Below are 15589 nucleotides of genomic sequence, written 5' to 3'. Positions count from 1 at the left end.
CCGCTCATGCGCCCGCGTGACTGACGACTCTTAGTGGCGAGGGAGCTTGGGATCCCGCCGTGGCCTGGGCTTGACCAGCCGCCCGATGGTACCGACCGCGGCGTTGCGGATTCCTGAGCCGGTATCCATCATGGCGAATTGGCCCATCAGGCGTGAGGCGAGCACCAGCCGCTGAGTCCGCGCCCGGCGTTCCTTATTGAACGCGGCAAGACCCGCCTCGACAGAGGAGGCCTCTGCCACGGCCCGCCCCAGCGTGGCCCCATCAACGATGGCCTCGCAGGCCCCGCGTCCAAGGAAGGGCGCCATTGCGTGGGCGGCGTCGCCCACCAGCGCAGTGTTCCCGGTGACGAACGAATGCAACCTCGGCGCCTCGAAGAGTCCGTGATGCAGGACTGCATTCTCTTCGATCCTGCCGATCAGGTCCCGCACCCCGCGGTGCCAAGTGCCGAAATGGTTCATTATGTGCGGCAGGTGTGGTCCGTCAAACGTCCGATCGGCGCGGATGCATGCATACCAGTTCGTCGCATCAGGACCTGCCGGCGTGATGCCGAACAGTGCCCCGGGGGCCCAAGCCTCGCCGTATTCGGCCACGGCGCCCCTGACGGTGCCCCGCCAGGCGACGGCTCCAAGGGAACGGGCGCAGAACCGGTCACCGAACATCCGCTGCCGGGTGCGGCTGAACGTGCCATCTGCACCGACCACCAGCGCTGCATCGTCAATCTGGCCCGGGTCGACGACCTGCGTGTTGAAGCTGACGTCGATGTCCCGGGCAAGCGCGGCGAGCAAGGCGGGCCGGGAGACCAGGTTCAGGTCGGCGCCCCCGGGGGCTGTCAACAACGTCCGCCCGGCCTGCGTCCAGAGCCGGGTTCCTACGCCGGCAGCAATGTGCGCCCAGCCATCAGTGCGGCGCGAGGCGTCAACACCGATAACATCGAGGGCCTTCATGGCGGCCGGCCACATGCCCAGCATGGTGCCCGACGTCGGCAGGGCCGCAGCCTGCTCCAAGACTGTCACTGACCAGCCGTGACGTTTCAGGGCCCGTGCCGTACTCAGGCCGCTGATGCCCGCGCCGATGATGACCGCTGAATGTCCCACGCCTCAAGGCTACAGACTCCACCCAACCGGTCATTCCTCCCGTTTGGGTGGACGGGTACGCTGGGATGACCGTTAGGCAGTGTGCGGTGCCCGTCCAGCTGGGCGTGGAACCACCCCAGCATCCCGGAGGTGTCCAAAAATGGCTGCGCGAGCCCCCCTCAACTATGAAACGGCCGAGATCACGCGGCACATCCAGGACCTTGTGTTGAATTCCGCGGACCTCTCCGGGTTTCTTGAGAACCTGTCGGTGTTCTGCGCGGACGAGCTTGCGTGGTTTTCCGGGGACGTGTCCTGCGGAATCACAGTACTCCGGCCCTCAGGTGCCCCTGTGATGGGCGGCTCGGACGAACGCAGCCGAAGCCTCGAGGACGAGCAGATCAGAGACCGTGAAGGGCCGGAAGTGATTGCCTCGCTGGAGGTAGGAATCGTCTCGGTCACGGACCTGAGATCCGAGGAGCGATGGCCCAGCTTCGTCGAAGCCGCCCGGCGCGAGAAGGTGCTGTCGCTCCTGGCGTTGCGGCTGCATTTGGAGGGCCAGGCCAGCGCAGGAATGATCTTCTACAGCTCCAGGCCGCACGGGTTCGGCCGGGACGCCATGGCAGCAGCCCATGCCTTGGCTGCCGAGGCGTCGAAGGGACTGCGCCTGGTCCTCCGGATCGTGTCACTGCAGGAGACTGAGGAGAACCTTAGGGCGGCCATGGCTTCGCGGACGCCGACAGATCTCGCGCTGGGTGTCACCATCGGCCAGGAACGGTGCAGCTACGCGCCCTGCTCATCCTAGAGCGGGGCGCTTTCACGCAGGCAGCGGTCCTCTGGGTCGATGGCGCCCATGATGCGCTTGCCGATGCTCCCCAGCTGACGCGACTGCGCCTTCGTGAGGGGATCGAACACGAGCGCTCGGACTGCTTCCACGTGTCCCGGAGCGGTTTGGGTGATCTTCGCCCAGCCCTCGTCGGTGAGTGTGGCCAGGGTGATGCGTCCGTCGGAAGGATCCGTGGAGCGGTGAACCCAGCCCCGCTTTTCAAGCCGGCTGACAACCTGGGACAGGCGGGGGAGTCCGGACTCGGTGAAGCCCGCCAGGTCACTCATCCGGCGGGTTCGTTTCGGAGCTTCAGACAGGCCGGCAAGGACCATGTACTCAAAGTGGCTTATCCCGGCGTCCTGCTGCAGCTGGGAGTCCAGGGCGGCGGGGAGCTTCATCATGATGCCCACGAGGGTCAGCCACACCTCACGTTCATCGCTGCTCAGCCAGCGGGGTTCGACGGAATTTTCCATAGGGCAAGCCTAAGGCATTTACTTCATGAGTGAAGTTTTATGTCCGGGAAATCACTTGCGTCGTGAACTAATGACCAGTACTGTTTACTTCAACATTCAAGTACTTTCAGACTTCCTGAGGAGCCCAGATGACCGTCATGTCCGAGACCGTCGCGCGGCCATTCGAACAACCGGCCGCCGTCCGCAGCCAGGTCACCGTCCCGCTGCGCTTCCCTGATGGCTTCGCGGCCACAGCCGAGATCATGACTTTCCATGGGCTGGCCGACGGTAAGGAGCACCTGCTGCTCGCGCTCGGCGAATGGGAGCAGACGCTCCTGGACCAGGGCCCGGAAGGTGCGGCCCCGCTGGTCCGACTGCACAGCGAGTGCCTCACCGGCGACGTGTTCGGCAGCGAGCGCTGCGACTGCGGACCCCAGCTGCGCGAGGCAGTCGAGGAGATTGCCGCCGTCGGGGGCTTCCTGCTGTACCTCCGGCAGGAAGGGCGCGGCATCGGCCTGTACTCCAAGCTCGACGCCTATGCCCTGCAGGACACCGGCTTGGATACCTACGAAGCCAACGTTGCCCTGGGGCGCGGCGAGGACGAGCGGGACTACAGCGCCGCCGCCCAGATGCTCGGAGCGCTTGGCGCCGGCCGGATCCGCCTCCTCACCAACAACCCGGACAAAGTAGGGCAGCTGACGGCCCTCGGCGTTGACGTCTCGGAGCAGGTCCCCACCGGCGTGCACCTCTCGGAGGCGAACCACCGCTACCTGGCCGCGAAGCGCAGCCATACAGCGCACACCATTGAGCTTCCCGAAGAGGTGCTCCCGGCCGTGATGCCGACCGCGGCGGCTGTGGCCGTTCCGACGCACGATGAGCTGCTAGCCCGGGTGGATGCCCTCGTTCCCCGGCTGCGGGAACGCGCATCTGAAACCGAGGAGATCCGCCGTATTCCGGACGCCACCATGGCTGAACTGAAGGCGGCGGGCGTATTTCAGATGCTCGCGCCTAAGGCCGTGGGCGGCTTCGGCATGGGGCTGGAAACCTACGTGGAGGTGGTTCGGCGCCTTGCCCGGGGATGTGTCTCCACGGCCTGGAGCGTCGGGCACCTGGTGGAACATGTCTGGATGCTGGCCCGCTGGCCACGGGAAGCCCAGGACGAAGTCTTCGCCAACGGGCCGGCCCCATTGGCTGCCGCCACCGGCGCCCCTCCAGGTAAAGCAGAGAGGGCTCCCGGCGGGTTCATTATCTCGGGCCGCTGGAGCTTCGCCTCCGGTGTCATGCATTCTGAGTGGGCGCTCCTGGCTGTGCAGCACGGCGAGATCCGCCTACAGTGCCTGGTCCCGGTGTCCGATCTTGACCTCCTGGACGTCTGGCACACGGCCGGCCTGCGGGGGACAGGAAGCAACGATCTCCGGACGGAGAATCTCTTTGTCCCCGCGCACCGCGCTCTGGAGTGGAACCTCCTGGCCGCCGCGGACAACCCCGGCAGCCGCATCCATCCGGATCCGAACATCCACATCCCCATGGCCACGTTCCTGAACATGGTTGCCCCGGCAGCTGCTTTGGGGGCCGCTGAGCACGCCATCGAGGTGTTCCGGGACCTGATGATGGTGCGCAAGGTCAAGCAGACAACGCAGGCGCGGCAGGTGGATTCGCCGCTCGCGCAGGCCCGGTTCTCGCAGGCCTTCGGGCAGGTGGCGACTGCGCGGCTGCACTGGCAGGAAGCTGTCCGGCTGGTGGCCGCTTCCTACGGCCGGCGGCCGGTCGCTTTCACGGATGGGGAGCGGGCACAGTACCGGCTTTCCCTCGGTCTCAGTGGCGGGGCATCCGCCGAGGCTGTCCGCCTCATCCTGACGGGCTCCGGAGGGAGTGTTCACCGGCTGACGCACCCACTCCAGCGGATCCAACGCGATGTCAATGTACTGCTCAACCACGCCTCCCTGACCATGGATCCGATCCTGGAACAGGCAGGCCGCGGACTCCTGGACCTCGGGTTTTCCATCCCGGCGGAGCAGTTCTAGATGGCGCGGATACAACTTACTGGAGATCGGCGAGCCAGAGGTCCGGGCCAAACACTTCGTACTGGATGTCTTTGGCCGGAACCCCTTTGGCGATGAGGTCACTCCTCACTGCCTGCAAGTGCCGGTGCTGCCCGTCATCGGCCCGCGTCACGCTGTACTGCCGTGGCTGGTGTACGCCGTCCTTCATGGCCATCTTGAGAGTCACGTACTGCCCGGGCAGGGACGGCTTCACGTCCCGTTCGTCGGTCCGTTCCACAACGAAAGTGACGACGGACGTGCTTGTGGGCAACTCTGGACACCAGATGATCGGGCAGCTGATCCGGTTTTTCCACTAGGTAGGTGGCGAGAGCGGCGATTGATCCGGCCAGCGCCTGTTGCTGGCGCCCGTCAGCCTGTTTTCCCCGGTTGAACAGGCCATCGAGCAGGTCCGGCCTGGCGTCGAAGATGTGTTTGTAGAACCGTTTGGCAATCTCTTCAATATGTTCACCGACCACAGGCAGCGTTGCCTGGATGACGGGCCGAGAAGTGTCAGGGAGCATGGTGCGTCCTTCCGTGGCGACAGGCTGAACCCAGCTGTCAGTCGCCTTGGCCGTGCCGATGTAGCAGTCCGGGACGGCTTGGAGTAGGGGCGGCTGGATGCAGGCAACCCGCAGTGGGACACTCAGTTCCATGCGTGAGTTTGTCGTCCTCGGCACTGCCTCCCAGGTCCCCACCCGGACCCGCAACCATAACGGCTACCTGCTGCGGTGGGATGGCGAGGGCCTGCTTTTTGATCCCGGCGAAGGAACGCAACGCCAGATGCTCCACGCCGGGATCCCGGCCACTCAGATCACGCGCATCTGCCTCACCCATGTGCACGGCGACCATTGCTTCGGGTTGCCGGGCGTGCTTTCCCGGATGGCTTTGGACGGCGTGACCCATCCAGTCCACCTGCACTACCCGGCGTCGGGAGAGGAAGTTGTCCGCGCGCTGGTGTCCGTCAGCACCCCCGGACTTGACCTGAGGCTCTGCCCGCACGGTGGCGCCGGGGCCGTCGCGCCCGGCCTGGAGGTACAGCCGCTGAAGCACCGCATCGAAACGTACGGCTACCGGCTGCAGGAACCTGATGGCCGCAGTCTCGTGCCGGACAAGCTCGCCGCGGCCGGGATCTCTGGCTCGGACGTGGGGCGCCTGCAGCGTGACGGAGTTCTGGACGGTGTCCGCCTGGACGATGTGAGCGTTCCCCGGCCGGGCCAGAGCTTCGCGTTCGTGATGGACACGGCGCCCTGTGCGGGTGCCGAGGAACTCGCAGACGGCGTGGATCTGCTGGTGGCAGAGTCAACGTTCAGTACCGACGACGGCGAGCTCGCCAAGCAGTACCGTCACCTGACCGCCGGGCAGGCGGGGGAGTTGGCGGCCAGCGCCGCCGTCGGCACGCTGGTCCTTACGCACTTCTCCTCGCGGTACGGCGACGACGTTACTGCGCTCGAGGAGCAGGCCCGGGTCCGGGCTGGCAGCTCGACGGTTATGGCAGCCAATGACCTGGACCGGATCGCCTTCCCCAATCGGCGCGGTAGCCCCCGGTGAGGCCGGAACTCGCTGACCCTTGCACGAAGGCCGGCTTCGGAGAAGGATATGAGCCTCACTCGAGGAGGCCAATCATGCTCCAGCTTGGAAAGTTTGAAAGGTATCTGATCGAGGAATTCTTCGACGACTACCGCGCCGGCGCAATGACGCACCGCACGTTTACCCGCCGGGTCGCATTCATCATGGGAAGCATGGCGGCGGCATCGGGCGCGATGCTGCTCGTCGGATGCACACCCGAGGAAGTCCCACGCAGCACCGACCCCATGCCCACACCCACGCCGTCATCGTCGACGGCGGGCCCCGGCACTGCTTCTGCCGGTGCTGTGCCGGGGGCCAAGAGCCCGCTCTCCGTCCCGGAGGGCGCCGGAGGGCTGACGACGGCGACCGTGCGGTTCCCGGCCGACGGAACCGAGATCAGTGGGTACCTCGCCCGGCCCGAATCCGGTGCAGCCGGCCCTGCGGTGCTGGTCTGCCACGAAAACCGCGGCCTGACCCCGCACATCCAGGACGTTGCCCGCCGCTTTGCCAAAGCCGGGTACGCGGCGCTGGCCCTTGACCTGCTCAGCAGGGAAGGCGGCACAGCCGGCCTTGACTCTGACGCCGTGTCGGGTGCACTGACCCGAGCCGGGGCACAGCGCCATGTTGCTGACTTCGCCGCCGCCTTTGACTACCTTCAGGCCCAGGACTTCGTGGACTCCGGACGCATCGCCATGAACGGGTATTGTTTCGGCGGCGGCATCACGTGGCAGGCGGTAACCGAGCTGGCCGGACTGAAGGCCACCGCCGCGTTCTATGGGCCGGCGCCGGACCTGAACAAGGTGCCGGCCATCAAGGCTGCGGCGTTCGGTGTGTATGCCGAACGCGACCAGCGGATCACCGGCGCGATGCCCGCCCTTCGTGACGCCTTGGTGGCTGCCGGGGTCCGCCACCAGATCACCGTCTACCCCGGCGTCGACCATGCCTTCCACAACGACACCGGCGAGCGCTACAACGAAACCCAAGCCACGGCTGCCTGGAACGACACCCTCGCCTGGTTCGGACAGCACGTCTGAGCAGCACGTCTGATCCGCCGCGGTCTGGGCTGTCCTGCCACGGGTAGTCTTGAAGCATGAGCACCGCAATCCCACTAACGCTCACCTTCGGCGGGCGTTTCGCCCGCGAACTCGGGGAGCTGGCGGTTCCCTGGCAGGCGGAGGAAGCACCTGACCCGCAGCTGCTGGTCCTGAACGAGCCGTTGGCCACCGAGCTGGGCTTCGACCCGTCCTGGCTGCGGACGCCCGAGGGGACGCGGCTGCTCATCGGCAACCAGATTCCTGACGGTGCCACACCCGTGGCCCAGGCCTATGCCGGCCACCAGTTCGGCGGCTACTCACCCCTGCTCGGCGACGGGCGGGCCCTCCTGCTGGGGGAGGTCACGGACATCCACGGGCAGCTTCGGGACATCCACCTCAAGGGCTCCGGCCGGACACCGTTCGCCCGCGCGGGTGACGGTCTCGCCGTCGTCGGTCCCATGCTGCGCGAGTACATCGTCAGCCAAGCCATGCACGCCATGGCCATCCCCACCACGAGGTCCCTCGCCGTGGTGGCCACGGGCCGGCCCGTCCGCCGCGAAACCATGCTGCCCGGGGCCGTGCTCACCCGGGTGGCCAGCAGCCACCTGCGGGTCGGCAGCTTCCAGTTCGCCCGCGTCAACGGCGAGACGGACCTTCTGCGCCGTCTGGCGGATCATGCCATCAGCCGCCATTACCCGGACGCGGCGCTCGCCGACAAGCCCTATCTCGCGTTCTTCGAGGCGGTCATAGCCGCGCAGGCGTCCCTGGTGGCGCAATGGATGCTGGTGGGCTTCGTCCATGGCGTGATGAACACCGACAACATGGCCATCTCCGGCGAGACCATCGACTACGGTCCCTGCGCTTTTATGGACGCCTTCAACCCCGGCGCGGTCTACAGCTCCATCGACGCGGACGGACGCTACGCCTACGCCAACCAGCCGGTCATCGCCGAATGGAACCTCACCCGGCTCGCTGAAGCACTCCTGCCCCTGCTCCATGAAGACCAGGACCAGGCCGTGGCGCTCGCCGTTGAATCCCTCGGCGGCTTCCGCGCCCTGTACAGCGCTGCCTGGTCAGCAGGCATGAAGTCCAAGCTTGGGCTGCGCCCGGACACGCACGACGACGTCGCGTCGTCCCTGGTGGACGGCGTGCTGGCGCTGCTCCAGGAAGGCCAGGTGGATTACACCTCCTTCTTCCGGAGCCTCGGCTCGGCGGCCCGCGGTACGCCGGAAACTGCGCGGTCCATGTTTGCGAACCCCGAAGCCTTCGACGCCTGGGCCGCGCGGTGGCTGGCCCTGGCGCCGGACGCGGACCTGATGGACCGGGTCAACCCCGTCTACATCCCCAGGAACCACCTGGTTGAAGAGGCTCTGGACTCGGCTATCGCCGGCGACCTGGACCCATTCAACCGGTTGGTGGACGTCCTGGCCGATCCGTACACGCAGCGCCCCGGGCTGGAACGCTACGCCGGCCCCGCCCCTGAAGACTTCGGGAGCTATCGGACCTTCTGCGGGACCTGAGAGAACACCAGGGATGGACGACGGCGGCGCGGGGCTGGGTGCCGCCCGCCGCCGTCGAGCATGGTCGGATCACGCTACGCGGACGAAGGACGCTCCGGCGAGCCAGCTGATGGAGTGCACTTCGGTTTTGTAACCGTCCACCCCGCCACTGACAACCTGGCCGTTGCCGGCGTAGACGCCCACATGGCCGGCCGTGATGACCAGGTCCCCTGCGGCCGGTGTGCCCACCACCGGGCCGTACTGGAAGAACTGGCCGGGAGCCAGGTCACCCACGCTTTTACCCACCGAGCGCAGCGCCTTCTCCACCATGGCGGTGCAGTCCTGCTGGATGCCGAGCTGGGAGTTGGCGGAAGCCAGGATGGCCGCGCCGAGCGAGCCGGCCGGAGCCTGTGCCGCCGGTGCGGACGTTGAGGCCAGCCTTATGCCGGTGTTGGTGGGGGAGGCCGGCGCCGGTGCGGGAGACGCTGCGGGAGCCGGTGCGGTGTAGCCGGCACCAGGGATCAGGATCTGGTCGCCGGGGTAGATGATGCTGGTCAGCGAGAGTCCGTTGGCGGCAAGGACGTCGTTGAGCGGGACGCCGTTGGCGGCGGAAATCTGGCCCAGCGTGTCACCCGAAACGACGGTGTGGACGTTGGCCGCGGCGGGGGCTGCTGCAGCGGAAGTCGAAGCAACAGCGGCCGGAGCCGCTGCCGCCGCACTGGTCTGGACCTGAGTGTTGGCAGTCCCGGAGTTGTCCGGGCCGTGGACGCCGGCCTGAGCCGGGACGCCAATGCTGAACAGCAGGCCGGATGCAGCAACAGCCACCAGGGCCGGCCGGCCAAACGTCAGAGGGTGTGTTTTGGCCGCAGTGGCCAGGCCAATGAGGACGGTAGAGCGGGCAGGAACCGCACGAAGGCGTGCGGCAGCGGAATTCTTGGACACGGTTGATCGCCTCTCCCATGCCTGCGGGGTGAGCTGTCGGGTTCGGGTCGGAGATACCCGGCCGGTAGCGCCGCCGCACGGGACGGGGCGATACCGACTTAACCCCAAGGCTTCGAAAAGCCGTGGAAACGTGGTTCCCCCGTCCCTGCCAGCTGGAAAGCGACTGGATCCCGGTCAGCGGCAGGGCTCGGCATACTGGCGGGAATGTCCCGGCTTGAGCCGGGCCACCGTTTGACCATAACTTCCAGTTATCGGCAATGTCACATTCCGGTAACGGAATGTAGGCGTGAAATCCACCCGCGCTTCATCTCGGATTCCCTCCCTCCTCGGTAACGATGTTGCAGGTCAGGCCCCGTAATCCGTATATGCCCGGTAAGCTCACCAACTATGTCCCGGATTGTTCAAAAAATGCGGCTGCCCGCCCTCGCCGGCCTGCTGGCGGTCGCCCTGGTGGGGTCGGCTGCGCTGCTTCCCTCGCATGCCGACGACGACGCGCCGCCCGGCGGGTATCCCTCGTGGCAAGACGTGCAGAACGCCAAGAAAAGCGAGGCCGGCAAAGCGGCAGAAGTCACCAGGATCAACGGGCTGCTGGGCGGACTCCAGGCTGAAGCAGAGGCGCTGGGCAATGCGGCCGTAACGTCCGCCGCGGAGTACGCCAAGGCCGAAGCGGCACTTCAGGCCGCCACTTCCACTGTGGACGCACTCACGGCCCAGACGGCACGCGCCGCGGCCGAACTGGGACAATACAAGAAGGAAATCGGTGCTCTGGCGGCCCAATCGTACAAGACCGGTGGAACCAACATGGGTTTCTTCGTTGCCCTCGACGCCGTGCAGAACAACAGCATCCACGGCCTGAATATCGTCCAGATCGTCAGCGATAAGACTGCGGCCCTGGTCAACAAATCTGCAGGCGCCGAACGCATTTCCCGTGCCCTGGCCGATCAGGAGCAGGCGGCCAGGGCCGAGCGCGAGCGCCTGTCCGGCGAGGCCAGAACCAAGCTCGACGCCGCCCAATCCGCCCAGCAGGCCATGTCCCGGCAGATCGCGGAGCAGCAGGAGCACGGCCAGGAACTGACCGCGCAGCTGGCCTCCCTCAAAGGGACCACGGCTGCGGTGGAGGGGGAGTTCCGGCAGGGCCAGGTGGCATTGGCCGCGTATGAAACGGCGCAGGCCGCCAAGCGGGCCGCGGCGCAGGACCAGGCACGCCAACAGGCGGAGGCGGCAGCCAAGGCGGCGGCCCTTGCCGCTGCGCAGAAACCGGTTCCGGCCCCACCTGCTTTACCCGGCGTGCCCGCCCCGCCTCCAGTCCCGAGCCCGACGCCGGTCCCGCCGCCCGCCGTCGTCGTGCCTTCCGTTCCGGGAGGCGCTGTCAACGACCCCGCGGGCGCCAAGAACTACGCGGCCGGGCAGCTCGGCGCCTACGGCTGGGGCCAGGACCAGTTTCCGTGCCTGGCGTCGCTGTGGACCAAGGAGTCGAACTGGCTGACCACCGCCACCAACCCGTACTCGGGCGCATACGGGATCGCCCAGTCGCTGCCGGCCAGCAAGTATGCCAGCGCCGGCAGCGACTGGCTCACGAGCTACCGGACCCAGGTCAATTGGGGCCTGTCCTATATCGCTGACCGCTACGGGTCACCGTGCGGCGCGTGGAACCATTCCGTGGCCAACAACTGGTACTGACCTGCGGGGGACGGCAGCCGCGTCACGTTCCCGGTGCCTTGGCGAATACCGCGGCGCTGAGGAATTCAATGCCGACGAAGGCTTCGTCGCCGTCCACCCAGGCGTCATGTCCGGGCGGAATGGTGTAGGAGTCGCCGGCGCTGATGCTGATCCGGGTGCCGTTGGTGGTCTCGACGTTGAGTGCCCCGGAAACGCAGTATCCGACGTGGTTGTTCTGGCAGGACTCGGTCTGGACCACCGGCTTGATGCAGTCCGACCAGCGCCAGCCGGGACTGAACGTGAACCGGCCAACGGTGTAGTCGCCGAGGTTGACTACGTCCACTTCGGTTTTGTCCGGGCGGCGCTTCTCATCCGGCGTGTTGTGGGATTTGACTGCCAGTGTGGTGACGACGTTGGTAGGCATGGCACGCAGACTTTCTCTGTTGATTCTGTGTCCATCAGCTGTCTGTCCCTGGCTGCCAGACCGCATCTGAGGCGCTTACGATTGCCAGCATGCTCCCGCCGACGGCGCTTGTCGAGACCCAAACCACTAGGCTTTTCCCATGCCCGATTTTGAACGGTTCCGGGTTCTGCTGGAAGAAGAGCGCACCCGGAAACTCGCGCTCCTCCCCGCCCTCCGTGCGGACATTTCGTCGGCCAACGCCGCCCGCCAGGATTCCAACGTGGATGACGAGCACGACCCCGAGGGTTCCACCATTGCGTTCGAGCTGTCGCAGGCCTCGGCGCTCCTGAAGCAGAGCAGTGCGGGACTTGACCAGGTGGACGCGGCCCTGGCGCGGATTGCGGCGGGCACCTACGGCACGTGCGCCGTGTGCGGGGACCCCATCGCGGAGGGACGGCTCGAAGCCCGCCCGTCGACGCCGTTCTGCATCCTCCACGCCGCCGCCGGCCGGCAGGGACGGTAGCGGCGACGTGAACCCAGATGTCGTGAACTCCAGTGACGTGACTTCCAGTGCCGCGACCGGGAGGGTGCTGTGAACGGGCGTGTGCAGGACGCTGCCGGCTTCATCGATGCCACCCTGCAGAATGAGGGCGCCTGGTACCGGGCGGAGGACGTGGAGGCCCGGGTGGGCGGGGTCCTGGGTTCCTACGGATCGTCAGTGGGAGCCGTACGCGGCACCGTCCGCGACGCCGGCAGGAAGTTCAAGGATCTTGGCCACGATGAGGTGACCGCTTTGGCATCCCTCCTCTGGGGCCGGCCCGGTCCCGGCAGGCGGCCGGTCTATGAGAGGCGGCTCGCCGCCGTGGTGCTGCTGCAGTCCCGGGTTGCCCTTCTTCGCCACTCTGACCTGACCCGGCTGGAGGGCTTCATCAGAACCGCGCAGACCGGTGAGCTGGTGGCCCCCCTGATTGCCGACGTTGTGGTTCCGTTGCTGCAGGGACTGGGCGAAAGCGGCCGCCAGCGCGCCGACGTCGTCATCGCCCGCTGGCACCAGGACCCCGACGATTCGCTTCGCCACGCTGCCCGGCTCATCGCGTCTCAGGGACCCGACCTGCAGCGCATTTCCGGGAACCGCGACGCGGAACGCGACTGACCCCTGTTCCCCGGTCCCCGTCAGTCGTACTCTGGGGCTTGGAGGTGATTGCCATGGAGGCAGCGCAGGGCGACAGGATTATCGTCCGGGGGAGGACCGTCGGATCTTCGGATCGGCACGGCGTGATCGTGGAAGTCCGTGGTCAGGAAGGTCATCCGCCCTACCTGGTCAGGTTCGACGACGGACACGAAACCGTTATGTACCCGGGCGGTGATTTCGCCATCGAACGCGGTCACGCGGGGCAGGCCGGCTGACGCGCCGCGGGCGGCCGCGCGTCCGGGCCACCGGGCACCTGTCAGACTGGTGGAATGGATCACTCCTTGGCTGCCACGTCCCCTGACGCGAACCTCACGATTCCGCCGGTCCGCACCGGTCCGCGGGACCCCGGTGACGCCTGGGTGGAGGGCGGCGGCGGCAAGTTCTGGGGCAGGTTCGGTGCCGCCGGCGTGCTGGCTTATGACCCCGGCAAGGGCGTTCTCCTGCAGCACCGCGCGCTGTGGAGCCATAACGGTGGTACCTGGGGACTGCCCGGCGGAGCATTGCACCAGGGCGAGGACGCAGTCACCGGGGCCCTCCGCGAGGCGCACGAGGAAGCCGCGGTACCGGCCGCGGATGTGAGCGTCCTCTTCACGTCTGTGCTGGACTTCGGCTACTGGTCCTACACCACCGTTGTAGTGCTGGTGACCGCGCCTTTTGAGCCCGTAATCAACGATCCGGAAAGCCTCGAACTCCAGTGGGTTCCGTTGGACGAGGTGGACGCGAAAGAGCTCCATCCCGGTTTCTCAAAATCGTGGCCGGACCTGCGGACGCGCATGCTGGAAGGGCGAGATTAGGGTTGCCTAAGTGCGGTGCGCCATAATGGTGTTCCGACCCCCTGCTGCGCGTGAGGAAGAACATGACCGCCCCGCTCTCCGTGTTGCTCAAACAGTCCACCAGCGCGGCCCATGAAGAGGCCGAATCGTCCCCGTTTATGGGCGACCTGCTCGAGGGCAGGCTGGACGCAGCCGCCGTTGCTGCCCTCACCGCCCAGCTGTACACGGTGTACGGTGCCATGGAGTCGGTGGCGCGGTCCGAGTACGGTGCTGATCCGCTGCTGGCAGGGTTCCTGGACCCCGCCCTGGAACGGACGGCGGCGCTCGAGGCGGACATGGCGTTCCACTATGGCACCGGCTGGCGGGAGCAATTGGCAGACGGCCGGATCGTCACTGTCCCCGCCACCACGGCTTACGCCACCCTGATCCGCGAACACCACAGCGCCGAGTTCATGCTCGCCAACCACTACGTCCGGCTGCTGGGGGACCTGTCCGGCGGGCAGATCATCCACCGCCTCGTCCAGCGGCACTACGGCATCCCCGACGACGGCCTGAACTTCTACCTTTTCCCCGGCGTCGGGAAGATGAAGCAGTACAAGGACGGCTACCGTCTCCGGCTGGACGCCCTGGCGCTGGACACGGACCGGACCGAGGAAGTGCTGACCCACGCCGCCCATGCCTTCCGGCTCAACGGCGACATTTTCGCGGACCTGCAATCCGCCGTCGGGGCCCGTCCGCAGCCTGCGGCCTGACCCATGGACCAGTTCCGGGACCTGCCCTTCGGCGTGGCGGCGGCCAGCCTTTTCGCCATTGTTATGCTGCGCGTCAACGCGACGTACTGGATCGGCCGGGGAGCGGCAGTAGGTGTTGAGCACACACGGTTCGCTTCCTCGTGGAACGGCCGGCGCGCCGGCCAGGCGAAAGAGCTCGTCCGCCGCTGGGGATCGTTCGCCGTGACGCTGTCGTTCCTGACCATCGGCCTGCAGACTGCCGTCAACCTCGCCGCCGGTGCTGCGAAGATGCCGTTAAGGCGCTACCTTCCTGCCGCCGTCGCCGGTTCCATCCTCTGGGCACTGATCTACGCCACCATCGGGCTCGCCGCCGTCGAAGCCTGGCTGGCGTTGGCGGCCGGCTCCCCGTGGGGAATTGTTGTGCTGGGCACCGCGGCGGCCGGACTCATCGCGTGGCTGCTGGTACGACGGCGGCGCCTGTCGCGCGGGAGCGCTGCCGAGCAGGCAGCGGCAGGCAATGCGGATAGGCTTGGCTGAGCCCCACAAGGACAAGCGAAAGGGTCAATGTTGACTTCTGCACTCCCGGAACTGGCCGACGGCGATTTCTACTACCAGGCGCTGGGTGGCGGCCGATTCCGCTCCACCATCCACGCCCAGGGGGCCTGGAACGAGCACGAACAGCACATGGCGCCGGCTTCCGGCCTGATGGTGGACAGCCTGGAGCGCCACGAGCCGCGGGACGACATGCGGATGGCCCGGCTGAGCTACGAGATCCTGGGCCTGATCCCGGGTGGCGGGTTCCACATCGAAACCACCACACTGCGCCCGGGCCGGACCATCGAGCTCCTGCAGGCAGAACTGGTTGCCAACGGCCGGGTGGCCATCCGCGCCACCGCGTGGCGGATGATCACCAGCGACACTGCCGCGGTTGCCGCCGTCGAGGACTCCGGCATTCCGGCGCCGGATGAATGCAAGCCGCTCGACGGCCCTGCCATCTGGCCAGGCGGCTACATCCGGTCCCTGGAGATGCGCGTTGCCGAGGGCCACCGGCCCGGCGCGGGCATCGTCTGGCTCCGCACCCAGCACCCCCTGACAGACAAAGCCGACAGCGGCGACCTGGCCCGCCTGATGGGACTCGTTGACACAGCCAACGGGATCGCGGCCAGGGTCCCGCCGGGCAAAGGCAGCTATGCCTTCCCCAACCTGGACCTGCAGATCCACATGTACCGCAGGCCCGGGGGCGAATGGCTGGGCCTGGACAACGCCGTCTCCTTCGGAACTGACGGGATTGGCCTCACGTCCACCGTCCTGCACGATCTCCAGGGCCCCTTCGGCCGCGCCGAACAGATCCTGACGCTGCGCAGGACCTGATGGCCTTTGGCCCGTGACTACCGGACCG

At 67.0% G+C, this 15589-nt stretch carries 18 protein-coding genes and 1 riboswitch; of the genes, 13 read left to right on the top strand and 5 right to left on the bottom strand.

The window, feature by feature from the left end; genetic code table 11:
• Positions 1–30 precede the first annotated feature (30 nt).
• Entirely contained in the window at positions 31–1095 is a 1065-nt protein-coding gene (locus tag NIBR502772_RS14820) for an FAD-dependent oxidoreductase (RefSeq protein WP_141140779.1), read from the bottom strand.
• A 139-nt stretch (positions 1096–1234) separates the two neighbouring features.
• Between NIBR502772_RS14820 and NIBR502772_RS14815 the strand changes: the two genes are divergently transcribed.
• Positions 1235–1876: a response regulator receiver protein gene (locus NIBR502772_RS14815; RefSeq protein ID WP_141140778.1), complete on the top strand. Its 642-nt coding sequence runs from the start codon at positions 1235–1237 to the stop codon at positions 1874–1876.
• Here the strand turns inward: NIBR502772_RS14815 and NIBR502772_RS14810 are convergent.
• The gene (locus NIBR502772_RS14810; protein ID WP_141140777.1) at positions 1873–2370 is read right to left on the bottom strand and encodes a MarR family winged helix-turn-helix transcriptional regulator; all 498 of its coding nucleotides are present in this window, start codon (positions 2368–2370) and stop codon (positions 1873–1875) included. The genes NIBR502772_RS14815 and NIBR502772_RS14810 overlap by 4 nt on opposite strands.
• 128 nt (positions 2371–2498) lie before the next feature.
• Between NIBR502772_RS14810 and ribA the strand changes: the two genes are divergently transcribed.
• Positions 2499–4373 carry a GTP cyclohydrolase II RibA gene (gene ribA / locus NIBR502772_RS22970; RefSeq protein WP_141140776.1) on the top strand — a complete coding sequence of 625 codons (1875 nt, stop codon included), beginning with the start codon at positions 2499–2501 and terminating at the stop codon, positions 4371–4373.
• A 16-nt stretch (positions 4374–4389) separates the two neighbouring features.
• Here the strand turns inward: ribA and NIBR502772_RS14800 are convergent, their stop codons facing one another.
• Positions 4390–4662, bottom strand: coding sequence for a hypothetical protein (locus NIBR502772_RS14800; protein WP_141140775.1), 273 nt, complete (start codon positions 4660–4662; stop codon positions 4390–4392).
• 380 nt (positions 4663–5042) lie between these two features.
• Here NIBR502772_RS14800 and NIBR502772_RS14795 point away from each other — a divergent pair, with 380 nt between their 5' ends.
• From NIBR502772_RS14795 to NIBR502772_RS14785, 3 genes are all read left to right on the top strand, one after another.
• The gene (locus tag NIBR502772_RS14795) at positions 5043–5939 is read left to right on the top strand and encodes a ribonuclease Z (RefSeq protein ID WP_141140774.1); all 897 of its coding nucleotides are present in this window, start codon (positions 5043–5045) and stop codon (positions 5937–5939) included.
• Between the two features lie 74 nt (positions 5940–6013).
• Positions 6014–6991, top strand: a complete 978-nt coding sequence (locus NIBR502772_RS14790; protein WP_141140773.1) for a dienelactone hydrolase family protein — start codon at positions 6014–6016, stop codon at positions 6989–6991.
• A 56-nt stretch (positions 6992–7047) separates the two neighbouring features.
• The gene (locus NIBR502772_RS14785) at positions 7048–8511 is read left to right on the top strand and encodes a YdiU family protein (protein WP_141140772.1); all 1464 of its coding nucleotides are present in this window, start codon (positions 7048–7050) and stop codon (positions 8509–8511) included.
• Positions 8512–8580: 69 nt separating this feature from the next.
• On the opposite strand, the gene NIBR502772_RS14780 is transcribed toward NIBR502772_RS14785, so the two are convergent.
• Complete coding sequence (locus NIBR502772_RS14780) at positions 8581–9432, bottom strand: LysM peptidoglycan-binding domain-containing protein (protein WP_141140771.1); 852 nt, start codon at positions 9430–9432, stop codon at positions 8581–8583.
• A 3-nt stretch (positions 9433–9435) separates the two neighbouring features.
• A riboswitch (cyclic di-AMP (ydaO/yuaA leader) is annotated at positions 9436–9607 on the bottom strand.
• 233 nt (positions 9608–9840) lie between these two features.
• Between NIBR502772_RS14780 and NIBR502772_RS14775 the strand changes: the two genes are divergently transcribed.
• Positions 9841–11112 (top strand): lytic transglycosylase domain-containing protein, encoded by a 1272-nt coding sequence (locus tag NIBR502772_RS14775; protein WP_246848538.1) that lies wholly within the window; start codon positions 9841–9843, stop codon positions 11110–11112.
• 22 nt (positions 11113–11134) lie between these two features.
• Here NIBR502772_RS14775 and NIBR502772_RS14770 read toward each other — a convergent pair whose 3' ends face one another.
• The gene (locus tag NIBR502772_RS14770) at positions 11135–11515 is read right to left on the bottom strand and encodes a cupin domain-containing protein (protein ID WP_141140769.1); all 381 of its coding nucleotides are present in this window, start codon (positions 11513–11515) and stop codon (positions 11135–11137) included.
• A gap of 139 nt (positions 11516–11654) precedes the next feature.
• On the opposite strand from NIBR502772_RS14770, the gene NIBR502772_RS14765 reads away from it, so the two are divergent.
• The 7 genes from NIBR502772_RS14765 to NIBR502772_RS14735 all read left to right on the top strand — a co-directional run bounded on the left by NIBR502772_RS14765 (position 11655) and on the right by NIBR502772_RS14735 (position 15561).
• Complete coding sequence (locus NIBR502772_RS14765; protein WP_141140768.1) at positions 11655–12017, top strand: TraR/DksA C4-type zinc finger protein; 363 nt, start codon at positions 11655–11657, stop codon at positions 12015–12017.
• A gap of 69 nt (positions 12018–12086) precedes the next feature.
• On the top strand, positions 12087–12647 hold the full coding sequence (locus NIBR502772_RS14760) for a DNA alkylation repair protein (RefSeq protein ID WP_246848537.1): 561 nt from the start codon (positions 12087–12089) through the stop codon (positions 12645–12647).
• Between the two features lie 53 nt (positions 12648–12700).
• Entirely contained in the window at positions 12701–12901 is a 201-nt protein-coding gene (locus tag NIBR502772_RS14755; RefSeq protein ID WP_141140767.1) for a DUF1918 domain-containing protein, read from the top strand.
• Between the two features lie 54 nt (positions 12902–12955).
• Positions 12956–13480: an NUDIX domain-containing protein gene (locus tag NIBR502772_RS14750; RefSeq protein ID WP_141140766.1), complete on the top strand. Its 525-nt coding sequence runs from the start codon at positions 12956–12958 to the stop codon at positions 13478–13480.
• Between the two features lie 62 nt (positions 13481–13542).
• On the top strand, positions 13543–14211 hold the full coding sequence (locus NIBR502772_RS14745; protein ID WP_141140765.1) for a heme oxygenase (biliverdin-producing): 669 nt from the start codon (positions 13543–13545) through the stop codon (positions 14209–14211).
• 3 nt (positions 14212–14214) lie between these two features.
• The gene (locus NIBR502772_RS14740; RefSeq protein ID WP_141140764.1) at positions 14215–14727 is read left to right on the top strand and encodes a DedA family protein; all 513 of its coding nucleotides are present in this window, start codon (positions 14215–14217) and stop codon (positions 14725–14727) included.
• A 30-nt stretch (positions 14728–14757) separates the two neighbouring features.
• Positions 14758–15561 carry a thioesterase family protein gene (locus NIBR502772_RS14735; protein WP_141140763.1) on the top strand — a complete coding sequence of 268 codons (804 nt, stop codon included), beginning with the start codon at positions 14758–14760 and terminating at the stop codon, positions 15559–15561.
• Positions 15562–15589 lie beyond the last annotated feature (28 nt).

The organism is Pseudarthrobacter sp. NIBRBAC000502772, assembly GCF_006517235.1.
Classification (GTDB): Bacteria; Actinomycetota; Actinomycetes; order Actinomycetales; family Micrococcaceae; genus Arthrobacter.
The sequence above is the reverse complement of the archived record's forward strand: the minus strand, read 5'-3'. Positions and strand labels throughout refer to the sequence as shown.